Here is a 24,655-nt window from a genome sequence, read left to right on the forward strand (position 1 = left end):
AATGTTATTGGATTTATGGCAGAGCCGGGTTCGGCGAATGTTTTCGGGTTGGTTTTATTGTTCTGGTGTTGCCTGGTTTTTTTGTTCGACTTGAAGTTTTTCCCCCTCACCCCAGCCCTCCCGAAACGTCGGACCGCCCCCAAGGGGTAGAGGGGGAAAGGGAGCCGATCTCCAGGGGTTTCAGATCCTGAGCTCGACTTGAATTCGCAGTTTCAAATCCTGAGTTTGATTCGCAGTTTCAAATCCTCAGTGCGACTCGGTATTGCAGGTCGGCGTACCTCGGATAATCAACTCGGTCAGTCCCCTCTCCCCCTGGGAGAGGGCTAGGGTGAGGGCAGCGGTCAACGACGTGGAATCAACAATTCGCGAACACCATCGCCACGCTCCAGCACCTCCCCCGGCAACTTCAAACGCTGATCATCCAGATAGCGGTAGTCCCTGCGCGCAATCTCCAACCGCGCGAAATCCAGTTCAACGCAGAACGTCCCTTCCTCACGCCCGGCCTCGAACAGCAGCGTCCCCAGCGGATCGACCAACGCACTGCCACCGGCAAACATCAAACCGTCATCCCCCGCCTCCACGCGATTGACCATCAACGCAAAGGCCTGATTCTCCTGCGCGCGGGCCATGATCGCGGTGCGGTGTGTCGGCGCGTACGGATCCATATTGCCGTTGGTCACGATCAACAGTTCGGCACCGATTTGCGCCAAGGCACGGGCCGACTCCGGAAACTCGATGTCGTAGCAAATCAACAGGCCAATACGCACACCGTTCCACTCGCACGTGGCATAGCGGTCGCCGGCCTCGAACACGCCGCGATCCGACGCCCACAGATGGGTCTTGCGATATTTCAGGGCGATGCCTTGAGGGGTGATCAGCAGCGTGGTGTTGTAGAAATGGCCGTTGTCGTTCTCGGCCATGCCGATCACCACGGCGATGTTGCGTTCGCGCGCAGCGGCCAGCACCGCACTGACGGTCGGGCCGTCGACGGATTCGGCGGTTTGCGCCACGGTTTCGGCTGTCGGGAAGCCCATCAGGTGGGTTTCCGGGAACACCATCAATTGCGTGTCGGCCGCGCACGCGGCAATCGCCGCCAGGGCGCGTTCGAGGTTGTAGGCCGTGGCATTGTCACGGCCCGCCAGTTGGGCGAGTTCGACTTTCATGGGAATTCCTTGTGCTGAGCGACGGGCGCGGAAAGATTGCCCGGTGGCTGTCTGTGGGCCAGTATGCGCAGCAAGCGAGCGGCCAGGGAATTACGCGGCCGGGGTAACCCGATAGGGGTAGATCGATGACACTTTCGTTTGACGACATCACCTGGCACCGCGCCGTCGGGCAACTGATCGACGCGCTCGACAAGCCGAATTTCTGGGCGCAACTGGTGCGGTTGCTCGACCAGTACGTGCCGTTCGATAGCTGGGTGGCGTTGCTGTTCAGCGCCGATCAACACCCGCAAGTCTTCGCCGAATGCCCCGGCGCAGACGGCAGCCCTGATCCGTTGTTTCAGGATTATCTGCGTGGCCTGTACCTGCTTGACCCGTTCTACATCGCCTGCCGTGAGCAAACGCGCACCGGTCTGTATCGCCTGTCAGAAGTGGCGCCGGAGCATTTCGAACTGACCGAGTATTACCAGCGATACTTTCGTCTGAATGTCGTGGCGGACGAAATCCAGTTCAATTGTCAGCTCGAAGGTGAGCGCACGTTGTGTCTGTCGCTGGGCAGTGAAAAACGTTTCACTGGCGAACAGATCGCCTTGCTGTCATTGATCCATCCTTGGGTGCTGGGCTTGTTGCGTCAGCGCCTGCCTTATGAAATCAACGAGACCGTGGCCCTCGCCACCGCCCCCGCGCCGACCGATTGGCGGGTGCAACTGGAGGCGTCGGTGCAGCAACTCAAGGGCGCGCAGTTGACCGCCCGGGAACTGGATGTCGGACGTTTGATGCTCAGCGGTTGCTCCAGCAAAGAAATCGCCCGTAAGCTGGAAATCTCCGTAGAAACCGTGAAAGTCCATAAGAAACACATGTACAGCAAGCTGGGGATCAAATCCCAGTCCGAGCTGTTTTCGATATTTCTTCAGGCACAAAACGCCTGATCGTTTGGTGAAGTTGCTTTTTGTGGGAGCGAGCCTGCTCGCGATGACGTCGGGTCAGTCAAATCATTCGTAGCTGATATACCGCTATCGCGAGCAGGCTCACTCCTACAAGGGAATGTGTCTATCCCTCAATCTTCGCTGATTATTCCGAGTCCGAACCAAGGAAACCGTATGAGCCTGTCACTCCTGAGCCGCTACGCCTTCTTTGCCGTCTGTGTGATGTTCACCCTCGCCAGCCTGCCGTTCCTCGAACATGACTGGCTATGGCCAATCACCGCCGTCACCGGCGTACTGAGCCTGATCGGTCTGTTCGACCTGCTGCAAAGCCCGCACGCGGTGCGTCGCAACTACCCGATCCTCGGCAACATCCGCTATTTGGTCGAAGGCATCCGCCCGGAGATCCGCCAGTACTTGCTGGAGTCCGACAGCGACGCCCTGCCCTTCTCCCGCGCGCAACGTTCGCTGGTCTACTCGCGAGCGAAAAACGAAACCGCCGACAAACCGTTCGGCACGCTGATCGATGTCTATCAATCCGGTTTTGAATTCATCGGCCACTCGATGCGTCCGGCACCGCTGAGCGACCCGAGCAGTTTCCGCGTCACCGTTGGCGGCCCGCAGTGCAGCCAGCCTTATTCAGCCTCGGTGTTCAACATCTCGGCGATGAGCTTCGGTTCGCTCAGCGCCAACGCCATTCGCGCACTCAACCAAGGCGCGAAACTCGGCAACTTCGCCCACGACACCGGTGAAGGCAGCATCAGCCCCTATCACCGCGAACATGGCGGCGACCTGACTTGGGAACTGGGCAGTGGCTATTTCGGTTGCCGCACCAGCGACGGCCGTTTCGACCCGGAACGCTTCGCCGCCCAAGCGCAGAACCCGCAAGTGCGAATGATCGAAATCAAGATGAGCCAAGGCGCCAAACCCGGCCACGGCGGCATCCTGCCCAAGCACAAAGTCACCAAGGAAATCGCCGAAACCCGTGGCATCCTGATGGGCGAAGATTGTGTCTCGCCGTCACGCCACAGCGCGTTTTCCACGCCGATCGAAATGATGCAGTTCATTCAGCAACTGCGAGAGCTGTCCGGCGGCAAACCGGTCGGTTTCAAGTTCTGCCTCGGCCACCCGTGGGAATTCATGGGCATCGCCAAAGCCATGCTGGAAACCGGCATCCTCCCGGACTTCATCGTCGTCGACGGCAAGGAGGGCGGCACCGGCGCCGCACCGGTGGAATTTACCGACCACATCGGCGTGCCGATGCGCGAAGGCCTGCTGTTTGTGCACAACACCCTGGTCGGTTTAAACCTGCGCGACAAGATCAAACTCGGCGCCAGCGGCAAGATCGTCAGCGCCTTCGACATCGCCAGCGTGCTGGCCATCGGCGCCGACTGGGCCAACTCCGCGCGCGGTTTCATGTTCGCCATCGGCTGCATCCAGTCGCAAAGCTGCCACACCAACAAATGCCCGACCGGCGTAGCGACTCAGGATGCCTTGCGCCAACGTGCGCTGGTGGTGCCGGACAAGGCCCAGCGTGTATTCAACTTCCACCGCAACACCTTGAAGGCTCTGGCGGAAATGCTCGCAGCGGCCGGGCTTGAACATCCATCACAACTGTCGGCCAAACATCTGGTGCGGCGCATGTCGGCGACCGAGATCAAGTTGTTCTCGCAGTTGCACGTGTTCTTGAAACCGGGGGAATTGCTTACCGGGGAAGTGAATGGCGAGTTTTACTCGCGGATGTGGCAGATGGCGCGGGCGGACAGTTTCGAGCCGCAGGAAGTGGCCGCGGCATAACGGCAAAAGCGCCGGTCTGCACCGCAGACTGGCGCGTTCCTCCCGACGAATAATCAGCACTCACCATTGCAACAACCGCCCGTGCGGCGGCTCCTTCATGACGATAAACCCGTAATCGCCGAGCAGATAAATGCGGTAATACAGGCTTTCCACCAGCGCTGGATATTGCAGATAGCCAACGTGCGTGGCATTGCGGCGCTCACGTTCGGCAACCACGTTGGTGATGCCCACCGAAGGCAGGTTTTCCGCGAGCATGTAGTAGTCGACATTGAGCAGATAACGCAAAACCGGCAGTTGCCTGAACGATCCCTCGGCGCTGGCCAGCCAGCGATCGGAGTAGTTGATCGACAGGTATATACGCTTGGCTTCTCGCAGTTCGCGATGGGTGGCGATGTCGTGACCGAGGCTGTACAGGGCTGCAGTGGCGAAGGTTTTCTGCATGCTCAACACGCGGCCGTAGGCAAACGACAGCGACAACGTCGCCAGCAGCGGGATGATCAGCAGCAAGGGCAACCAACGGTTATGCGCCGCCAGCGCCAGACGGCTGAGATAAAACAAACACACCAGAAGCACGCCAAACCCCATCAACGTGCGCGCGCCCTCGTTGAAGTCGCGAAACAGCAGCGTGATACCTGGCACCAGTAGCACCAATACAGCAAAAACCGTCAGGCCCAGGATCACATGACTTGCGCGCCGATCCAGACGACCGAGACGGGCCAGCCCCAAGAACGCACAAAGCACCAAAGCGGCAAACACCCAAAGATATCCGCCGTGAAACAACAGCGTGGTTTTTTCCAGCACGCGGCCCATGTTCGTGCCGATCTGCAGGAATGGATGCCCTGCCCCATCGAGCCCTTCTGAATAGCGCCCGGCTGTCATGAACGGATACGCGGTGACGCCATAGATCGCGATGCCCAGACCGAGCTGCGCAAGCTTGCCGCCAAGCAAACCCCAGACCTCAGTCCACGATACTTGCCGGTGCAACGCCCTGAGCAACTCCACACAACACAAGCCAAGAAAGACGTTGACGCTGATCTGGTACAACCCTGTGCCCAGTGCAATCAGTAACGCCGGTATCAGCCAGCGCTGCAACCGAGTCGCGCCGTGAAAGGTGATCGCGTAGATCATCGCGACAAGACTCAATGCCATACTTGGCCCGTCGTACTGATAGGAGAGATTCTGCAGCAGGAACGGGTTGTACCAGAGCGGCAATGGCACCAGACAACAGGCCAGCGTCGGCTCGACAAAGTAGTGAAACGTCAGCCGGGTCAGTGCCAGACTCATCGCCAAGGTGGCGAGCAGCAAAGGCAAAGGGAAGACATCCGGCGCAGCGCCGGTGAACGTCAACGCCTGATACAGCCAGTCGGCAAACAGCCGCCCGTAACCGGCCCACGCATTACCGGCGGCCAGTGCGCGCCAGTTGTCGTCGATGTAAGGAAAGTCGGCGAGGATCAACGGCAGAACATACAACCCGGTCGCCAGCACAAAGAACAGCAGAACCTGGCGACGACCGAGCTCGCGAACGACAAAATCGCTGATCCTCATGGCGGCGCCTCTGTTCACGACTGCGCGGGGAGCGGTGTGTGATAAAGCTTTGAGCGGCCACGGCGGTTTTGTATCGCTGTTTCAGACCAGTGGTCGGGGGGCACCAGCCCCCACAAAAAAGCCCCGATCTCGCGATCGGGGCTTGGCTGTATCAGCGTTTTTTACTTAAGACGCCGAACGCGCAGCACCTTGTGTCACGTTACTTGGTTGCAACTTGAACACGTAGAACAACACCGTCAGCAGCACCAGGAACGCAGGTCCCACATACAGCGCCACGCGAGTGTCCGGGAAGTACGCCATCAGGCCGACCACCAGCACCAGGAAAGCCAGCGCGAAGTACGAGCTGACCGGGTACAGCCACATCTTGTACTTGAGGCCGGCACGTTCGCTGGCGCTCAGGCCTTTGCGGAATTTCAGCTGGGCCAGCAGGATCATCACCCAGGTCCAGATCGCGCCGAAGGTGGCAATCGAGGTCACCCAGACGAAGACTTTCTCCGGCACCAGATAGTTGAGCATTACGCCCAAGAGCAGCACCGCAATCGACAGCAACAGCGCACGACGCGGTACACCGTTATTCGACGTTTTGGCAAAACCGGCCGGGGCCTGGCCATTTTGCGCCAGGCTGTAGAGCATGCGCCCAGTGCTGAAGATGCCACCGTTGCACGACGACAGCGCGGCGGTGATTACCACGAAGTTGATGATGCCGGCGGCGGTCTTGATGCCCAGACGCTCGAAGGTCATCACGAACGGACTGCCTTGCGTGCCGATTTCGTTCCACGGGTAGATCGACAGAATCACGAACAACGCGCCGACGTAAAACAGCAGAATCCGCCAGAACACCGAGCCGATCGCATCAGGAATGGTCTTTTGCGGGTTCTTCGCCTCACCGGCGGTCAAGCCGATCATCTCGACACCGAGGTAGGCGAACATGACCATTTGCAGCGACATCAGCACGCCGGTCACGCCGTTGGGCATGAAGCCGCCGTGGGCCCACAAGTTGGAAATCCCCAGCGCCACACCGTCATTACCGAAACCGAAGGCGATGATGCCGACGCCACCGATGACCATGGCGATGATGGTGACGATCTTGATCAGGGCGAACCAGAACTCGAATTCACCGAAGGCTTTGACCGCGATCAGGTTGACCGAGCCCATGCTGATCAGCGCCGCGAGGGCCCAGATCCAGCGCGGCACGTCGGGAAACCAGATGCCCATGTACACGGCCACCGCGGTGATTTCCGCGACGCAGGTCACCAGCCACAGGAACCAGTAGTTCCAGCCCGTGAGGAAGCCCGCCAATGGGCCGAGGTAGTCTTGGGCGTAGCGACTGAACGAGCCGGCGACCGGATTGTGCACGGCCATCTCGCCGAGGGCGCGCATGATCACCAGGATCGCCAGACCACCCAGAATGTAAGACAGCATGATCGCCGGACCGGCCATTTCGATGGCCTTGGCGGAACCTAAAAACAGACCGACGCCAATACAGGCACCGAGTGCCATCAGGCGAATATGCCGTTCGCCAAGTTCGCGTTTGAGCGGACCGCCCTGAGCGGTGTCGCCGTGAGGCAGGTGATTGCCAGTTGGCATAGGGGGACAACCTCGTCTTGTTATTGGATATGACCACCGAGTGTCGAAGCGTCGGCCGATAAGCCTTGGCTGCTGTGAAACCGCGCCTGCCTCGTGGGCAGACGCGTCCTGCAAGAGAACCTGCAAGATCAGCGGGGCGTGCAGTATAAAAAGCCTGAGGCAGGATTTTTCACTCTATAAACCACAAGATTCAGCGGGAGTTGTCGCGAGAAGGCCAGCAGACCCGTTGGATCAACTGGCACAAGTAGGAAAACTCGCCACCGAAAATGGCGGCGAGTATTGCACAAGGATGGTGCAGCGTCACATTACCCGGCGCCCACCGTATCAATGATCAGCACCGGTCTGGTCACCACTTTGGTAACTCTGGAATTGGGGTGGACGCCGACCAATGTGTCCGGCCGCGTTATCCAGCCAGGTTTCGCCGAGGAATATTTTACGATTGTTGCAGCGCCTTCGCTGATCTGGAAATGCAACTTCCAGGACCGCGCCGAATGGTCGTACTTCATGAAGGCGAAACCCACCATCCTCGAGTCTACCTGTCCGCTTGCATTCACGCGCAATCCATAGTCCGGATATTCCATGGACGCGCTGAGACCCAAGCCATGTTCATGAGTGGCGAGGCCGTTGTATTGAGCGAGTTCCTTTCCTCCCTCGACATGCCGTACCCGCAGGCGACTGGCGTCCAACTGATCGACCACCAACGAACAGCCACCGAAGCCTGGCGTAAATACATGATCGGGCTCGCCCCACTTGGGATGGATCGGGATATCGACATAGCCTCCCTGCGCTGCCCAATAACCCACCACGGCATTCGATGGTTGCGGAAGTTTGCCGAATTTGGGGTCATGAATTTTCAGTGCATTGAATTCAGCCCGGGGCGAATTGACGGGCTGAATGCGTTCCATGACAAAGGCGAAACTCGAACCGCCCTGCTTGTTGACCAGTCGTTTCGTGATCTCGTCGCTGTAGTTGACTCGAACCGGCTGCAACAACCCTGTTGCCACCGTAAACCGGCTCAACTGCGCTGGCGACAACGCTTCATTGATGCTGGTGAGCTGAAACGAATATTGCATCAGGGAAGACTCACCCCAATCGTACGCCAAGTGCTCAACTTCACTTTTAGTGACGGCTTCGATAACGGGCTCCCATAAACCGTTGGGCAGCCGCTCGCGCACAAATGCCGGGTCCGGACGCAGCGGATTGCTTGAGGTGTATACGAGCTGATGGCTGACACTGGCACTTTCATCAACAATCTCGCCAGCCGGGACGTCTGCCGCCCCCGGCGGAAGATCGCCGCCGCGCAGTGAAACTGGCTGCCATTGATCCGGCGCGACTTGCCAGAGTCGGGGACCGTGGGGACGATTGTTCAAAGGATCAACAATCACCACGTCCGTTAAATCAACTTTCAGATTGAAATCATTCCTGATGCCATACACCGCTTCCTTGCCGGTTGCATCGATGTTGCGGATATAGAAGCGCTGGCCATCGGCACTGCGATAAATACCGTGGGCATTGGCTTCAAGTCCACTGAGTTCCGCTGGCTTAAAAGTGAAGCGCTTGAAGTCGTTATTGTCGAATCCGCCCAGTGCGAAGCGGCCAGGCTTGGGCCGGAAATCACCCGGCGAGCCATAAAGACGATTGCTCAGCGGATTGTAGTGATACCACTGCTCGTTTTTCAGCACACCGAGGCCGTCGACACTTAGTCCGTTTATTTTCCAGGCACCGATCAGCGTCGGCCCGTGTTCTTTACGCAACATCTGCACCAATTCGCTGAGGTCCATCGCCTTGCGTAATTTCATGATTTGCTGCAGACCGTGCCTTCCGATGAATTGGAGCCCGTGACCGACAAGCCGGGTAACTCCCACCCCCACGTCGCGCAGAGCGGTCAACGGGTTGAGTTCGGTAATCACCACCGCGCCAATTATTCTCGCAGCCTTGAGTGTCTTGCTGATGGCTGATGCCGTGGAAACGCCTATCCTGGCCAATTTCGCGGCAACACTCGCACCGGCAGTCACGAATCCCAATACATCGAAAAACAGATCCATCGCACCGTCGAAATAGTTGCCTTTGACGAAATTGGTGATCGCCGACTTGAACGGGATCAGGTCGACCACGAAATCAATAACCTTCTGCACCGCTGCGTTTTCCCGGTCTTGCGTAGTCTGGCCACTGGCGGCCTTCAGAATGGCCTCGCTGTCCAGATCGAGATGTTCAACAAAGGCGTCGGCAATCAGCTCGGTCCTCTCGCTCGAGTAACTGGCGGGCACCGAAGTTCTGTTTGCGGTCTGTGGCAGGAGCTTCCCGGCCTTCGACTCGTCAGCCAGCTTGAACGGCTCGATGGTGTACTGGATGCTCGGAACAAAAGCATCGGTGCGTTCCGTCACCTCCTCTGGATCGTAGCTGCGGGTATGAATAACGCCTTGCTTGAGATCGATCTCATAAAGCTTCGACTCATGGCCCAGATCAACTTTCACTCGCAGGGTGCCGTGTGTGGATGTCAGGTTTTTGCCGAAAAAGCCCATACTCAAACGGTAAGTCTTGTATTGGTAAAAAGAGACTTGGCCGTATTCGAGATTTCTCCTGTCCTCCAGAGGCAACTCGGCGAGCAGATGTTTAACCAGCAGCCGGGAACCTTGCTTGATGTTACTGACGGCACTCTCGAATTGAGTCTGGAAGGCGTCGACTACACCGAGTTCCAGCGGCGCATTGATCTGGTCAAGCAGCGGCTGCAAGCGAGGATCGCGGGTCGTCCATTGATAGTAGGGAGGGCCTCCCATCATGGCGATGTCGAGCAGCGAATATCGACCGTTCAGGGTCGGGTACAAGAAGGCACCGTCAACAGCGGCCACAGTGGGCTGTTGCAGCAGCCGCTCTTCAAAAGGAATGTCGCCTTTGAATTTTTGCTTGAGTCTGTGCTTCGCGATGGCTTTGCGGCTCGGAAGTTCGCTGTTCAACAGGATCGAAGCATTGAGGCGGTCAGCGAGTTGCCGGTTGTAGTGTGTCTTGACGTTTTCCAACTCGTCCTGGGGGTAATGTTCATCATTATTCTTCTGCAATACGCCGCTGACCACGCCCCAATCTGCCAGGGCGGCGGCATTGACTTGCGGCGCAACTTGCGAGTCGATCCGCGCAGCGCTTTCTGCACTGGCCATGACTTGGGCAAACGTCATATACGCCACTTTTCCGGGTGTGTGAGCCTCAATCGTTCGCGCAGCGACTCTCAGGTTGAACCATGCCGTCGTGCCGTATTTCAAACTGGCAGGCAACTGCTTGACGAGAAACTCGGGCGCCTTGCGAAGCAGCAACAGTGCCGCCGTCAATCCAGCCAGTTTCCGGCTACTAAGACGTTCCTTGATCAGGTAATCAGTCAGATTGCCAAAAACCGCCGAAACAGGTCTGCCCCAAAGTTTCTCCCCGGCCAGGTCGAAACCGGCAACTTTGCGAGGCGACGGTTGATCAATATCCCCCTCATGCAGGCTCAAATGGATGCCAGCCATTGCGTATTCCCTGGCGCTGACATCCGTGGCGATTCCGTTCAAGCGGGTCTGGATCGCCTGCCCCAGCGCCTGCCCGCGAGGACTGGTAATAAGGCGAGCCAATGCCGAGTGCGGATCACTCAGTGCCGCATTTGAAAGCGGCTCGTCAGCGTCCAGGTAGTCCAGTACTCCGGCACCGGGTATCGACACAATATCGAGGCTGTCCAGATAAACACTCGTGGCGTGCAAGGCCTCTTTTTGCTGCGCGACCGTCAGTGGAATCGGCCAGGATAATGCTCCGGCAAAGTCAGCAAACGGATGGGCAGTGACTTTTTCGACTTGCAGAAAAGTTGCGATTTTTTCCAGCTGATCACTTTCGGATAACGATACTTCAGCAACAACGTCTACATTGGATTCAGACATCTGTTGTTCCTTGACGGGATTAATAGAATCCAAAGTAGATAATGAATTCGGCAGAACATAAACCGAAGAACCATTACCGATATAGCGCGCCAACACCGACAGACAACAATTTAATCAACAACCATGAAAAAACTGTTACTTAGTGAATGTCACAGAACATTATAAACAACAGACACCGATCGCCATAACTTGGCGCACAGCAAAGACAGACATTCATTTGACGCGCCCAGACGCGCATCCAAAAATGCTTCTCAACATAACAAATGAAAATCTTGAGATTACTGTTACAACAAAAAAAATCGCTTCCTGAAACAATATCTACATGATTGAACGATGTAGGTATTGCTGCAGGCAGCGATCTTTGTTGATGGCCTTGAACGCTTGAAACCTTACAGCACCGAACGCGCGGCACTTTGCGGCAGATTATTCGGCTGCAGTTTGAACACGTAGAACAAAACGGTCAGCAGGACCAGAAACGCCAGCGCAAAGTACGAGCTGACCGGGCACAGCCACATCTTGTACTTGAGACCGGCAAAAAGCCTGAGGCGGGAGTTGTCGCGAGAAGGCCAGCAGACCCGTTGGATCAACTGGCACCAGTAGGAAAACTCGCCACTGAAAACAGCGGCGAGTAATTCACAAAAAGAGCAAGCCGTTCTGCTTCGCCCTGCTTTTTACCGCTCTCGGTAACGCGTTACCGGCGCTTCCGCGCCCCCCGTACGGACGAGGTTCGAGGAGTTGCCCCTTCAGGGCGGATCACACGCTCAGGGGCATGGCGGAAAATTTTTCGAGAGTGTCACGGACGTCGGTCAATTCGACATCGCCAGGCCGGAACTCGTTGACAGCATAATCAGCGCCGCCGCGTTTTTTTCCATAGGTCTTGAAGGTGCTCGCCAAGGACCCGTTCCCGAACGCTTTAGACAAACCTTGCTGTAAGGTTTGTCTGGTTTCAAATATCGCCATGCCAGAGTTAGGGTCGAAAAAAAACCATTCCTGCTTGCCGCCTGTGAATCGGGTGCCGGCGACCATTCCGTGACTTTTAGTACCGATCATGAGGATTTTTGAATCACGAGAAGCGACGAGTTCATCAATGATGTTCTGGGCATCCATTTTTTTAGGCGCCCCACCTGTATGAAACGAATACTTGGGACCCAGTCTCTGTTGACTCTTTTCCAGAGCGGAAATAAATCGCGCCGCTTGCGGATGAGTTTGCTTCTCGGCGGCCTTCAAGACATTGCTCAAAAGAGTGCCTTCTCGCCGATGAAGATAGGCATACGCCATGGCGTACGACAGGGCGGCGCATCTGCCATTGGAAGCCATATCGACCCGTGCCAGAAAATAACACTGCGAGAACGGCTCCACTGTTACGCCTTTGGGCATGTCCTGACGGAGAAGATTTGTATAAAACGTGGCGTCGTCAAACAGGCTGTCTTCTATCTCCCTTACCAGAGCCCCCATTTCTTCAGGGCGGCGGCCGGGTTGGGCCGCCAACTCGACCAATTGCTGCGTGTCCATTCGGAAGCTGTAATCAGTGATGGCCTCCAGAATATCCAGCCCGTCGTCATAAGCTTTTCTAAAGGCTGGAAAGTTGAGTGGCGTGCGGGCAGCCGCGATATTGGCGCTAAAACCCGCATAGCGATCGGCATAGCCGGCATCCACTCCAGAAAGGCTGCCCAAACGGCCTTGTCTGGGCTGAAAGTTGCCAGGGGCGCCATAGATCCTGTTGTTTACAGGATTGTAGGGATACCACTGATCATTCTTCAAAACGCCTATCCCAGCGATATTCTGCTCGCCTACCTTCCAAGTACCAGGCAATGCAGTCCCGTGTTGTTTCCCCACCGCCTGCAACAGCTCGTAGCTACCCGCAGCCCCGCCGCGCAATCTGGCGATATTTCCCAGGCCGCGGTTCGCAAGGAACTTGACTCCGTTGCCTGCGAGCCGCGCGCCTCCCGTTGCGAGACCGTGCAACCCGCTGAACGGATTGAGTTCGCCGATAACCAGTGCGCCGATGATTTTCGCGGCCTTGAGCGCCTTGCTGAGTGCCGATGCCGTCCTGGCGCCCAATTGTGCCAACTTTGCCGTGGCACTCACGCCAGCGGTAACGAATCCCAACACGTCGAGAAACAGGTCAATTGCACCGTCCAGGTATTTGCCGTCGATAAAATTGCTGATGGCCGATTTGAAGGGAATCAGATTAAGCAGAAACTTCACACTCCTCTCCAGCACCTCCACTTCCTGATCCCACGTGGTCAGGCCTTCAGCGGCTTTGAGAATATCCTCACTGTCGTAATCAAGATGTTCGACAAAGGCATCGGCAATGATGCGGGTTCTCTCGCTGGAATAACTGTCGGGAACGGGAAATGTCCATGACGGGGAGGGTCTTCGCTTGAGTTTTTTGGCGATGTCCCTGTCAGCAAGATAGAACGGCCTCACACCATACGAAACGCTGGGGATATGCACGCTGACCCTGTCTGTCTGTGTGACGGGATCAACGTCTTTTTTGGTGATTGAGCCCGCTTTCAGATCGATGTAATACACCGAGACTTTTTTATCGATGCCCTGCTCCACTCTCAGGGTCAAATTTTGGTTGCCGGCACGCACAAACTTGTCATGAAACTGCAAACCGGCTTTGATGGTCTTGTCCTGATAAAAATCGATCTTGCCGTATTCAATGTTCTCTCGGTCTTCCAGCGGTAACTCGGAAATCAGATGGCGTATGGTTAACCGGGTACCTTCCTTGAGGTGATTGAGCGTCGTTTCAAACTCACGGTTGAAGACCCTTCGTACACGCAGATCCAGTTCGTTGATGTCGTGAATACGGTATTTAACCTGTGGATGGATGGTTTTCCACTTGTACGTCCCGTCCATCATTGCAACGTCCAGCAACGTGTGCATCCCGACCGGCCCCTGGATTGCACTGGGTACCGGGGAGAGTGCGCCGACTATTTTCGCCCCCACCGAGCGGTCCCATTCAAGGACGTGTTCTTCAATCGGATAGTTCTCGCCAAACTCCTTCTTAAGGCCAGCCCGAGCTATTTCCTTGCGAATCGGGAACACACTGCTCAACAGAATTGGCGTGTTGAGCCGGTCGGCCAAGGCTTCATTGAAACGTGTTTTGAGTACATCCAGTTCAGCCGGGGTGTAATGTCCATCGTTTTTCCTTTCCACCAGCCCGTGGACAACGCCCCAATCAATCAGCGTAACGGTCTGCGCGTACTGAGTAACGGCCGGGTCGATCAACGCTGCACTTTCGGCGCAGACCATGACCTGTGCGAACTTCATCTTTGCAACCTTGCCCGGCGATTCAGCTTCGATGGTCGCAGCGGCAACGGACAGGTTGAACCATGCCGGCCCACCGTATTTAACTGCGGTCGGCAGGTCTTTGATCAGAAATAATGGAGCATGCCTGGCCAGCAACAAGTAAGCGCCCAACCCAGCCATTTCGGAGTTGCAGACACGGTCTTTGATCAGGTGTTCGCGCAGTTTGTTGAATACTGCTGCAACCGGTTCCCCCCAATGTTGCTTACTGTCCAGATCGAACCCGGCGACATTATTGCGTTGATGGTTTTCAATCGACTGCGGATCAAGGTCAAGTTGAAGTGCGGCCAGCGCGTAGTCGTTGACGCTTACATCCGAGGCAAAACCTTTCAAGTGAGTTTGCACTGCCAGCCCCAATGCCTGACCGCGAGTTCCGGCAATCAGGGTTTCCAGTGCCCTGGCTGGATCGCGCAAGGCGTCGGCGGCGAGCGGTTGCTCTATGTTCATTAGTTCCAGCAGCCCTTGATCCGGCTGCGGCGTGTCATCAAGACCGGCGATAAAAAGCCGAACGGCTTCCAACACCTGTTTCTTCTGCTCGACACTTAAAGGAATTTGCCAGGATAAAGCGCCGGCAAAATCTGCCAGTGCGCAAGGCAAAACCTTTTCGGCTTCACGCTTTATGGAATCAATATTATTTGTATCACTGTCAGTTACCGAAACAACATTCGAAGTAGAACTTTCAAACTCAGACATACACTTTTCCTTCAGGATTAAAACAAGGAAAAATTAAACCTCCAAAACACTTAAAGAAAAAGCCGACAACCATTACCAATTAAGTGTTTTACCAACTGCATGTAAAATCCAACCAACGACTCCTTCTAACAAACAATGCGCAATCACACTCAACATCATGAAAACAAATCATTCGAAGAAAAAAACAGCCGGAAAACACAAGTCGATAAAAGCCTTATCAAGTTTTGTTCCCGCTCTCTTCGCTCGCTGTAAAACATATACAGGCAGTCATGCTTTTTAGCCGTCAGGAGCCTGTCAAAACGATCAGACCAGCCACCCCGGCAACCGAAGTTCGAGCGAACCGCGTGATCGTGTGGCGGGTGACGATCACGTGGTAGAAACCGATAAAGCCCCGGCCACTCATCGAGTGGTCGAGACGGCTCAGTGCTTCGAGGCGCATCCCGCTCACAATTCCCTCGCCCCTCGCCAACCACCGTCTAAGCTTCAGACAAGTCCGATCAATCTGCGTGAATGGATCAATCGACTATGGGCGCTTTGTGGCAAACCGATTCGAGTAAAGCCGTGGTTCCGACTGACCGTGTGGATGAAGCGCCTGTCCCTGAAAAACCCCGCCGCAACCGGCATGGGTGGAAGGCTTTCTGGTTGTTGCTGGTGATTATCGCGATTGTCGTGGGACTGGCCGCGTCCAAGGAAATGCGCACCTCGCGCTTCCAGTCGCGCGAGCTCAGCCAGTACGCCGCGTCGCTGACTTACCATCTCGAACCCGGCCCCAGCGAAGCGATTCGCTATCCGGGCAATGGGCCATTCGATTTGCGCCTGGGCTACAGCTCGCTGGATGAATTTCTGCCACGCCTGCTCAAACGCAATTACGTCATCACCGAGCAGACGCGTTTTTCCCCGGCGCTGCTCAGCTACACCGACAAAGGCCTGTTCGTGCCGTATTCGGAAAAGATCCAGGCCGGGCTGTCGATCACTGATTGCCGGGCTGCGCCGCTGTACAAGTACAACTACCCGCAGCAGCTGTATTCAAGCTTCGAATCCATGCCGCCAGTGGTGGTCAGCAGCCTGTTGTTTATCGAAAACCGCTTCCTGCTCGACCCGAAACAGCCGCTGGCCAACCCGGCAGTGGACTGGCCGCGCTTCGGCATGGCCGCCTGGTCGCAAGTGGCGAAACTGCTGCGATTGCCGGGCCAATCGGCAGGCGGCAGTACGCTGGCGACGCAATTGGAAAAGTACCGGCACTCACCGGATGGCCTGACAGTCTCCGGTGCCGAAAAGCTGCGGCAGATGATGTCCGCCAGCGTGCGCGCCTATCAGCCCGGCCCGCAAACTCTGGGGGCACGGCAGAACATCGTGCGCGATTACCTCAACAGCGTGCCGCTCTCGGCGGTGCCGGGGCATGGTGAAGTGCATGGCATGGCGGAGGGGTTGCGCGTCTGGTACGGCAGTGATTTCAACCAGGCCAATGCACAGCTGAACAGTCCGGCCACGGATCCGAAAACCATGGCGGCCAAAGGCTTGGTCCTGCGTGAAATGCTTTCGTTGATGATCGCCCAGCGTCGCCCTTCGCATTATCTGACCAAGGGCCGCGAGGAACTCGCCAACCTCACCGACAGCCACTTGCGCCTGCTCAAGCAGAACGCGGTGATCGACAGCGCGTTGGCCGATGCCGCCCTCGCCAGCAAGGTCACCTACCGCGACTGGCAGACCCAGCCGACCATGCAACCGATCGAAACCAACAAAGGCATCAGCGTCGCCCGCAGTCGTCTGGCGAGCATGCTCAACCGGCCACTGTACGATCTCGATCGCCTGGATCTGTCCGCCACCAGCACGCTGCAAGGCGACCTGCAAACCCAGGCCACCGCCTACCTGAAAAAACTCGCCGACCCGGCCTACGCCGCCGAAATCGGCCTGCTCGGTGAACGCTTGCTGACGCCGACCAGCACCACCCAAGTGCGCTACAGCTTCACCCTCTTCGAGCTGACCCCGGACGGTTCCCGCGTGCGGGTACAGACCGACAGCACCGACCAGCCGTTCGACATCAACGAAGGCAGCAAACTCGAACTCGGCTCAACGGCGAAAATGCGCGTGCTCACCACTTACCTGCAAATCATCGCCGAACTCCACGACAAGTACGGCGCAATGGGCGTGCCGGAACTGAAGAAAGTCGAAGTCCCCGATCAGGACCGCTTGAGCCAGTGGGTCATCGACTACCTGATCCAGAACAAAGACCACGACCTTTCAAAGATGCTCGGCGCAGCCCTCGACCGCAAATACTCGGCCAGCCCCGGCGAGGCGTTTTTCACCGGCGGCGGCCTGCACACGTTCCATAACTTTCGCAAGGAAGACAACGGCCGCCTGCCGACCTTGCGCGATTCCCTGCGCGAGTCGATCAACCTGCCGTTCATTCGGCTGATGCGCGACGTGGTGCGTTATGTCACTTATTCGGGGCCCAACAGCAGTGCCGAGTTGCTCAAGGATGATCGTGACCCGCGCCGGCAGGAATACCTGGCGAGCTTCGCCGACCGCGAAGGCACCTCGTTCCAGCTCAAGTTCTGGAAAAAGTACAAAAACAAAGACACTCAAGCGCGCCTCGACACCTTTCTCGACAGCATGCGCCCGACGCCGATTCGCATGGCCGCCGTGCATCGTTACTTGCTGCCGGAGGCGAGTCAGGAAGACTTCAATACCTTCGTGCGCTCACACCTCAAAGGCGCCAAGCTCAGCGAAAAACTCACCGATGATCGCCTGATCCGCCTCTACGATTCCTATGGCCCCGGCAGTTACGATTTGCCCGATCAAGGCTTCATCGCCAAGGTGCATCCGCTGGACCTGTGGATGATGGGCTACCTGTTGAACCACCCGGACGCGACCTTCAGCGAGATCGTCAAGGCCAGCCATTTCGAACGTCAGGAAGTCTATAGCTGGCTGTTCAAGAGCAAGCACAAGGGCGCTCGTGACAGCCGTATTCGCACCATGCTCGAGATCGAAGCGTTCCTGGAAATTCACCAGCGCTGGCAGAAAGTCGGCTACCCGTTCGACCATCTGGTGCCTTCGCTGGCCACCGCCATTGGCAGTTCCGGTGACCGCCCGGCCGCACTGGCCGAGCTGATCGGCACCATCCTCAATGACGGCGTGCGCATGCCGACTCTGCGCATCGACAGCCTGCATTTCGCCGCCGGCACACCCTACGAAACGCAACTGGTCAATGACCCGCATGTCGGCAAACGGGTGATGCCGTCCGAAGTCGCCACGGCCATGCGCGAGGCGCTGTCGCAAGTGGTCGACGCCGGTACGGCAAAACGTGTTTCCGGCAGTTTCAAACTGGCTGATGGCAGCCCACTGGCCATGGGTGGCAAAACGGGGACCGGTGACAACCGCATCGAAGCCATCGGTTCGGGCGGGCGCATCCTCAGTTCGAAGTCGATCAACCGCACGGCGACGTTCGTGTTCTACATCGGCGATCACCATTTCGGCACCCTCACCGCGTTCGTCCCGGGGCGCTCGGCGGAGAACTTCAAGTTCACCTCGGCCCTGCCAGTGCAGGTGCTCAAGGGCATGGCGCCGATTCTGACGCCGTATCTGCAACCGGGCAGCGACTCGCAATGCACGCCAACGAAAACCGCCAGCGTGGCGATGCTCGAAGCGCCGCGCCCTACAGCGAGGTAACAAATCGTGTCGGTTTTTTCTGCATCAGAGTGACGAATTTTCGATTCGGCGGGTGGTATTCATGTATTTTTCAGATTCGAATTTTCGTCGGGTTGGTGCTGCGCAACGCCGTTTGCCTCCCGATCTTTGAACTTTTGTTTTGCCCTGCCCTGAGTAGGCTGATCACTCCTCAACAATCAAGGATGATTGGCCATGTCTCTCTCTCCCCAGCCTGCGGAAAACACGGACAAAGGACGGCACTACGAATTCATCAAATCCGCCGTCGACGACAATTTCAAGACCGCTACCGTCAGCCGGGGCCTCGCCCTGGCAGCCTCGCCACTGAAGAATGAAGTTTGGTACACCACCGCGCCCGCCGCCTATCTGAACAAACTCGCCGACGCCAACCTCAAGGCCTGGGGTTCGCAGAACCAGGTTGACCACCTGCTGGCGAAAACCGATCTGTACGCTTTCGCCGAACCGCTGCTCAAGGCAAAAATCAAAGAACGTCACGGCATCGAGCCGGACGTCAAAAGCACCTTTCTACGCCTGTACCTGCCGAAAGAAAAACCGTGGTACGCCATCGATTTCTCCGCAGGTGTCGTGACCCGCACTGTCTCCTTGCTGGACGCCGCCCTGCACAACTTCGCCAACAGCGAAACGGTCGGTCCTGGCTCGGACTACATCAGCCAACCCGATGAACGCGGTCTGTTCGATGTCGTGCCGATCAAAAGCGCCATGCCCATCAGCCAGTTCCAGACGCTGTGCCGCGACCTGGATATCGGCGCCCAGTATAAAAAGCATCTGGAAAGCTACCTGCTACCGGGTGAACCGCTGGCTGAAGGCGTGCTGCAACACAAGGTGAACGAGAGTCAGAAAGACGCCCTCGCCGTCGCGGCGCACCTGGCACTGATCAAGGACGATATCCAGTACGACGCTTACAAAATGCTGCTGACCCTGGCCGAAGGCAAACCGCAACTGCGGCTCAATGGCCGTTCAATGCAGTGCTCTGACCTGTCGCTGCTCGGCACCCGCCTGACCGGGATCCTGCTACTGACGCATGCGGTATCGGACAACCGCGGTGTTCGACGGGTGATCGCCTACATTCCTCACGATCCGGATCACCCGCTCAAGGAGTACGACTCTCTGACAGCATTGCGCGATGAATTGACGCGGCAGTTTCGCGAAGACCGATTCAGTGCCTCAAGCCAACAGACCTATCGTCAATTCTTCAGCCAGTTTGTCGACCAGCAGCAGCGCGGACACTTCTTCGCTGAACTCGAACAGCGACTGTTCATCGTCAGGTATCACCCGCGTCAGGATCCGGCCGACCAGCGACCGGCGTGGCGCAAGGATCCGGTGGACAATCCCAACCTGCAATTCAGCCGGTTGAAATTACAGGGTGATTACTGGCGCCACGCCTATCAGCAAAAGCTCAACAAGATTCTCAACGATGCCCGGGAAATCGCCGTCTCCACCGCCGACACCGACAGCAAGGCGCGCTGGGCGTGGTGGGACAACTTCAAGAAAATCCTCTCGGACATTGCCAATGTCGCCTTGTTGATCGCCACTCCTTTCGTCCCGGGTCTGGGCGAACTGATGATGGCCTACACCGCTTACCAACTGACCAGCGACGTCATCGAAGGCATCGTCGATCTGGCCGAAGGGCTTTGGCAGGAAGCCGCCGGGCATGTCATCAGCGTGGTGACCGACATCATCCAGTTGGCCGCCTTCACTGCGGGCGCGCAGATCGGCGAAGCCTTTCGCGTGAAGCTGTCGCCGTTGGTCGACGCTATGAAACCGGTCAAGCTGCCCGATGGCAAAAACAGTTTATGGCACCCGGATCTGAGCCCTTACGCACGCAATGAACTGATGCTCTCGGCAGACGCCAAACCTGACCACCAGGGACTGCATCAGTACGGCAACGAAAACGTCCTGCCACTGGAGGGCAAGCTGTACTTCGTCGAAAAAGCCTCGACTGACGCGACGTCCACCACCCACCGCATCAAGCACCCGAACCGCGCCAACGCCTACCAGCCACGGATCGAACACAATGGCCACGGCGCCTGGGTGCATGAAGCGGAAACCCCGCAAGACTGGCCAAATGAAGCACTGATGCGGCGCCTGGGCCATCGCGTCGAGCGATTTTCCCCCAGGGAACTGGAGCAGATCCGCATCAGCAGCGGTACCGACCACAACGCTCTGCGCCAGATGTATGTGGACACCCGTCCACCACCACCGCTGCTGGCCGACACGGTCAAGCGGTTCAGTGCCTACGACGATATTCGCATCGCCACCGCCAACATCCGTAACGGGCAGCCGATTGCCGCTGAATCGGTGTGGCTGGAACCGGTGCTGACCAGCCTGCCAGGCTGGCCGTACAACCGGGCGCTGGAGGTGTTTGCCGACACCGACCTGGCCGGCTATTCGCGCAAGTACGGCAACCCCCAAGCGTTGGAGGCCGATACCTTGAGCATCAGTCTCGCCGATCTGAACGCGGGCAAGTTGCCGGATCGGGTGGCGGGTTTTCTTACCGAGGCAGAGTTCAACAGTCTGCTGGGGCGCGAGGTTCCCCCTGGCGAGCGTGTTGCGGCCTTGCGCAATCAGCTCGCCGATGACGTCGACAAACGCAGCGGCGCCGTATCCCGGCATGTTTATCAAGCCGGGGAACGATCAGGCAAAGCCGATATCCAGCGCGTCCGACAGACGTTTCCGGATCTTCCACTCGAGCTTGCAGAAAAAGTCGTGGCGCAGGCCAAACCCGCCGAACTGCAACGCATCGCCGATGAACAACGCCTGCCGCTGCGCCTCAAGAACCAAGCCCGAGAACTGGATTTCGAAGCGTCCGCTACCCGGGCTTACGATGGTTTTTATCACGATGAGTTGATCACTGCGGAGACTGAACGCCTCGCGCTCAACACCCTCAGAGTCAATACCGACACCTTCGCCGACCTGCGCCTGGAGGTTCGCGATGGCAGCTTTGACGGACCGCTGCGCTGCAGTGTCGGGCCGGCTGACGCATCCACCGTCAGACGTCTGATCCGCGACGAACGGGGGCGTTATGAAGTGCTCGACGCCAATAACCGCCAACTGCATGAAGGCGATGATTTCTACGAGTCGATTCTTCATGCGGTGCCTGTCCAGACCTTGCCTGAAGTGGGTTATCAACGCGGTCAGGGACGCCCGCTGAAGCTATGGATCATGGAACAGGCCACGTCCCCTGCACAGCGCCGAACCGCGCTGGCAGAGCCACCCATCCGCCCGGTGGCAACGATTGAAACCGAAACGCTGCTGCGCGGCTGGCCGTGGCCGTTTGCCAAACAGACACCGGAACAACGAATCAGGCAGCTCTACCCGTACATGAAGGAAAGCGAGGTGACCACCTTCATCGAAGTGTTGAAGCGCAAGGGTGATAACCCCGAAAACGCGATCAAACAGCTGGAAAACGAACGCGAGGATCTGCACCAGGCACTGCAGAAATGGCGTGACAATTACCCCGCCGGCATGGACGACTCGGGAGATCCGGCCTACGGAGCATCCCTGGATTACATGCACAACGGCGGCAGGCACATCGAAGACAAGTTGATTGAATGTTTCGAGCGTAAAAGCGATCTGTTCGAAGGTGGCAGCAATCATCCCGAACAAGGCTATACGCTGGACCTGACGTCCGATTTCCTGAGCTTTGAGCTCGAAAGGTGGTGGAAAGATTTACGCGAACAACCTGACCTGCAGAAACACCTTGAGCAGATCACCTCGCTGAGAGTCAACAAAATGCCCCTCTCGCCTACCGCCGAAGGACTACTCGGCAGCCTGCCGCGGCTGCGGCAATTGAGCGCCCGCCAGTGCGGTCTGAAAGAGATACCTTCCACCCTCGGCCAAATGCGCCGGCTCGAGTATCTGGATCTGAGCGACAACCGGATTCACTTGACGCCACAGTCCGGCGAACACCTCAACGCACTGGTGCGTCTGCGCACGCTGAACCTGAACGGTAATCCATTGGGCGTGCCACCCGATGTCGGGCGGATGTCCCAGTTGTATGAACTGGGCCTGGCCAATACCGACATTAAAACCTGGCCCGAGGGGTTGTTCGAACCCGGCAGCGGCGACTGGCCGCGACGGCGCGGTTTCATGCTCGACATGCGGCGGGCGCCGATCAATACCCTGCCCCAGGTCACGCCCGGCTCCGATCAGGCGTTTGTCCTCAGCCGCGCGCGCTTTGACCTGGCAAAACTGACCAATGAGGACAGGGTGCGTTATGGCCTGTATCGGCAATCTTCAGGCCTGGGTCTGGTGCAAAGCTATTTGCCGGCAGCCAGCAACGAGCTCAGCCATTGGCAAATGTTTCCCGTTGAGCCTGGCGGGTTCGGACCGTCCGCAGCGTTGCAAAAATATCGCGAAGAATCCTGGCATGACCTGATGGCCGAACCAGACTCCGCCGGTTTTTTCAGCGTTATCCGCAAGCAAAGGGAAAGCGCGGATTACCGGACGAGTCGCGGTCGACAGAATTTGACCCGGCGCGTATGGGAAATGGTCGAAGCGGCGGCAATCGATTCACAACTGCGCGCAGAACTGTTCAAACAGATTGTGTCCCCCGACGATTGCGGCGATCTGGGTACTCAGTTGTTCAATTCACTGGGGATGAAAGTACTGGTATCCAAAGCCTACGAAGAGTCGACATCAGCCAGCGCTCTGGATGACAGACTCGTACGCCTCGCCCGCAGTGCCGCCCGACTGAACCGAGTGACCGATGAGGCAGATTTTGAATACCAGCGTCAGAAACAGCAAAACAAGATCGATAACAGCATCCCCGCTCCCGATGAGGTAGAAATCCATCTGGCCTATGAGACCGGGCTGGCCGAAAGACTGGGGCTGCCCTGGCAGGCCGAGGGTATGCTCTACCGACCTCGCTCCGGCGTCAGTACCGAACAACTCGACGCGGCCTATAACACGATCATCAAACGCGAACAGGGCGATGGTCTGGTCAACGGAATGATCCACCTCTATTCGAAGAAGTTCTGGGAGACTCATTTGCGCAAGAACCACCCGGACCGCTATGAAACCAATGATGATTTTTACGCGGAAAAACTGGGACGGCTCGATGAGCTGCGTGATGCGCAGGCTGAATGGGCCAACGCCACGCCACAAACGCCGCTCAATCAACTGGCGCGAAAAATGGAAAGCCTTGCCGATCAACTGGGCATACCGCAGGCAGAGGTCTTCAGCGGCGAAGCCATGAGCGCCGCACGCCACAGACGGCTGTCGGACAACATTGGCTATGAGCGCGATGAACTGTCCAGGCAGTTGACTCGTGAAGCATTGGCCAGAGCGGGTTTCTGACGACAACGCTGTTGCTCTGCCAGCCCGGTCAAAGCTGGCAGAGCTTCATCGCGCCTGCGCCACTTCCGAATCCCGAATCACGGTGACGTGGCCTGAGTAACTTCACGCCACGCCGGGCTTCGATGTGATGCACTTCGGCCGCTGCGGCGCTGACGTTGAGCGCCAGCAACAGACCGCCACAGGATCGGGCCAGGCGCGAAGATGACTACGCAACAGCCTCATTCGACACCCGGCGCCCTGGCGTTGAACAGCAACACGACGTTGCCGCTGTAATCGCCGGAGCGATACCCGCCCGCCGGTTCGACAGGGCTGATCTTCAGGGCCACGCGTTTGCCGGCCGCCGCCTCTTCCTGAGACAGCACCTGGCGCGGCGTGATGTGTGAACTCAACTCCACGGCATTGAACGTGACCTGTAACTCGATCACCTCGCCGGGGCGGCCGTTTTCCAGATAAGGATCGGAGCCAAGGCGCGCCTCGATCGCGCCGCTGTCGTGGCGCAGGTCGAAATTTTTCTCCAGGCCACCAAGCGTCGCACGCGGGTAATCCCAGGCAAGCCGCTGGGTCCGGTGAATCCAGTCCGGCTCTGCGGGAATAATGTAGAACGGCCGGCTGGGAATGGTCAGGGACACTTCAAAGGTGTGTTCTTCGCGAGCGGCCCAGGCCCCAACGCTGGCCAACACGGCAGTGGCCATCAGCGTGCCGAGGATGCATTGCTTGATCATGTGGTTTACCCGATGCGTCATTGGAAAAC

12 protein-coding genes are annotated in these 24,655 nt (G+C 57.5%); 4 read left to right on the forward strand and 8 right to left on the reverse strand.

Annotation, left to right across the window (positions count from 1 at the left end; translation table 11 throughout):
- Positions 1–341: 341 nt before the first annotated feature.
- Positions 342–1,163: a carbon-nitrogen hydrolase family protein gene (locus AC3IUF_RS23945; RefSeq protein ID WP_414917046.1), complete on the reverse strand. Its 822-nt coding sequence runs from the start codon at positions 1,161–1,163 to the stop codon at positions 342–344.
- A 125-nt stretch (positions 1,164–1,288) separates the two neighbouring features.
- Here AC3IUF_RS23945 and AC3IUF_RS23950 point away from each other — a divergent pair, with 125 nt between their 5' ends.
- Both AC3IUF_RS23950 and AC3IUF_RS23955 read left to right on the forward strand, forming a co-directional pair.
- Positions 1,289–2,089, forward strand: a complete 801-nt coding sequence (locus AC3IUF_RS23950) for a helix-turn-helix transcriptional regulator (protein WP_489279495.1) — start codon at positions 1,289–1,291, stop codon at positions 2,087–2,089.
- 171 nt (positions 2,090–2,260) lie between these two features.
- Positions 2,261–3,880 carry an FMN-binding glutamate synthase family protein gene (locus tag AC3IUF_RS23955; RefSeq protein WP_007949595.1) on the forward strand — a complete coding sequence of 540 codons (1,620 nt, stop codon included), beginning with the start codon at positions 2,261–2,263 and terminating at the stop codon, positions 3,878–3,880.
- A 60-nt stretch (positions 3,881–3,940) separates the two neighbouring features.
- Here the strand turns inward: AC3IUF_RS23955 and AC3IUF_RS23960 are convergent, their stop codons facing one another.
- The 6 genes from AC3IUF_RS23960 to AC3IUF_RS23985 all read right to left on the reverse strand — a co-directional run bounded on the left by AC3IUF_RS23960 (position 3,941) and on the right by AC3IUF_RS23985 (position 15,358).
- Complete coding sequence (locus tag AC3IUF_RS23960) at positions 3,941–5,425, reverse strand: glucosyltransferase domain-containing protein (protein ID WP_489279496.1); 1,485 nt, start codon at positions 5,423–5,425, stop codon at positions 3,941–3,943.
- 165 nt (positions 5,426–5,590) lie between these two features.
- Positions 5,591–7,012: an amino acid permease gene (locus tag AC3IUF_RS23965; protein WP_007916772.1), complete on the reverse strand. Its 1,422-nt coding sequence runs from the start codon at positions 7,010–7,012 to the stop codon at positions 5,591–5,593.
- Positions 7,013–7,317: 305 nt separating this feature from the next.
- Positions 7,318–10,911: a hypothetical protein gene (locus AC3IUF_RS23970; RefSeq protein WP_489279498.1), complete on the reverse strand. Its 3,594-nt coding sequence runs from the start codon at positions 10,909–10,911 to the stop codon at positions 7,318–7,320.
- Between the two features lie 389 nt (positions 10,912–11,300).
- Positions 11,301–11,426, reverse strand: a complete 126-nt coding sequence (locus AC3IUF_RS23975) for a hypothetical protein (protein ID WP_256588356.1) — start codon at positions 11,424–11,426, stop codon at positions 11,301–11,303.
- Between the two features lie 238 nt (positions 11,427–11,664).
- Positions 11,665–14,919 (reverse strand): hypothetical protein, encoded by a 3,255-nt coding sequence (locus tag AC3IUF_RS23980; protein WP_489279500.1) that lies wholly within the window; start codon positions 14,917–14,919, stop codon positions 11,665–11,667.
- A 283-nt stretch (positions 14,920–15,202) separates the two neighbouring features.
- Positions 15,203–15,358 carry a hypothetical protein gene (locus tag AC3IUF_RS23985; RefSeq protein ID WP_185051997.1) on the reverse strand — a complete coding sequence of 52 codons (156 nt, stop codon included), beginning with the start codon at positions 15,356–15,358 and terminating at the stop codon, positions 15,203–15,205.
- A gap of 86 nt (positions 15,359–15,444) precedes the next feature.
- Between AC3IUF_RS23985 and AC3IUF_RS23990 the strand changes: the two genes are divergently transcribed.
- Positions 15,445–18,588, forward strand: coding sequence for a transglycosylase domain-containing protein (locus AC3IUF_RS23990; protein WP_489279501.1), 3,144 nt, complete (start codon positions 15,445–15,447; stop codon positions 18,586–18,588).
- Positions 18,589–18,780: 192 nt separating this feature from the next.
- Positions 18,781–23,904: a dermonecrotic toxin domain-containing protein gene (locus AC3IUF_RS23995; protein WP_489279503.1), complete on the forward strand. Its 5,124-nt coding sequence runs from the start codon at positions 18,781–18,783 to the stop codon at positions 23,902–23,904.
- 218 nt (positions 23,905–24,122) lie between these two features.
- Here the strand turns inward: AC3IUF_RS23995 and AC3IUF_RS24000 are convergent, their stop codons facing one another.
- Positions 24,123–24,626, reverse strand: a complete 504-nt coding sequence (locus AC3IUF_RS24000) for a CS1 type fimbrial major subunit (protein WP_042704860.1) — start codon at positions 24,624–24,626, stop codon at positions 24,123–24,125.
- Positions 24,627–24,655: the final 29 nt, after the last annotated feature.

The sequence above is a fragment of the Pseudomonas sp. KH_040 genome, from assembly GCF_057839305.1.

Bases quoted from the DNA above. Each gene is read 5' to 3' on its own strand.
- AC3IUF_RS23945 (WP_414917046.1), bottom strand. From the start codon at position 1,163: ATGAAAGTCGAACTCGCCCAACTGGCGGGCCGTGACAATGCCACGGCC.
- AC3IUF_RS23950 (WP_489279495.1), top strand. From the start codon at position 1,289: ATGACACTTTCGTTTGACGACATCACCTGGCACCGCGCCGTCGGGCAA.
- AC3IUF_RS23955 (WP_007949595.1), top strand. From the start codon at position 2,261: ATGAGCCTGTCACTCCTGAGCCGCTACGCCTTCTTTGCCGTCTGTGTG.
- AC3IUF_RS23960 (WP_489279496.1), bottom strand. From the start codon at position 5,425: ATGAGGATCAGCGATTTTGTCGTTCGCGAGCTCGGTCGTCGCCAGGTT.
- AC3IUF_RS23965 (WP_007916772.1), bottom strand. From the start codon at position 7,012: ATGCCAACTGGCAATCACCTGCCTCACGGCGACACCGCTCAGGGCGGT.
- AC3IUF_RS23970 (WP_489279498.1), bottom strand. From the start codon at position 10,911: ATGTCTGAATCCAATGTAGACGTTGTTGCTGAAGTATCGTTATCCGAA.
- AC3IUF_RS23975 (WP_256588356.1), bottom strand. From the start codon at position 11,426: ATGTGGCTGTGCCCGGTCAGCTCGTACTTTGCGCTGGCGTTTCTGGTC.
- AC3IUF_RS23980 (WP_489279500.1), bottom strand. From the start codon at position 14,919: ATGTCTGAGTTTGAAAGTTCTACTTCGAATGTTGTTTCGGTAACTGAC.
- AC3IUF_RS23985 (WP_185051997.1), bottom strand. From the start codon at position 15,358: ATGCGCCTCGAAGCACTGAGCCGTCTCGACCACTCGATGAGTGGCCGG.
- AC3IUF_RS23990 (WP_489279501.1), top strand. From the start codon at position 15,445: ATGGGCGCTTTGTGGCAAACCGATTCGAGTAAAGCCGTGGTTCCGACT.
- AC3IUF_RS23995 (WP_489279503.1), top strand. From the start codon at position 18,781: ATGTCTCTCTCTCCCCAGCCTGCGGAAAACACGGACAAAGGACGGCAC.
- AC3IUF_RS24000 (WP_042704860.1), bottom strand. From the start codon at position 24,626: ATGATCAAGCAATGCATCCTCGGCACGCTGATGGCCACTGCCGTGTTG.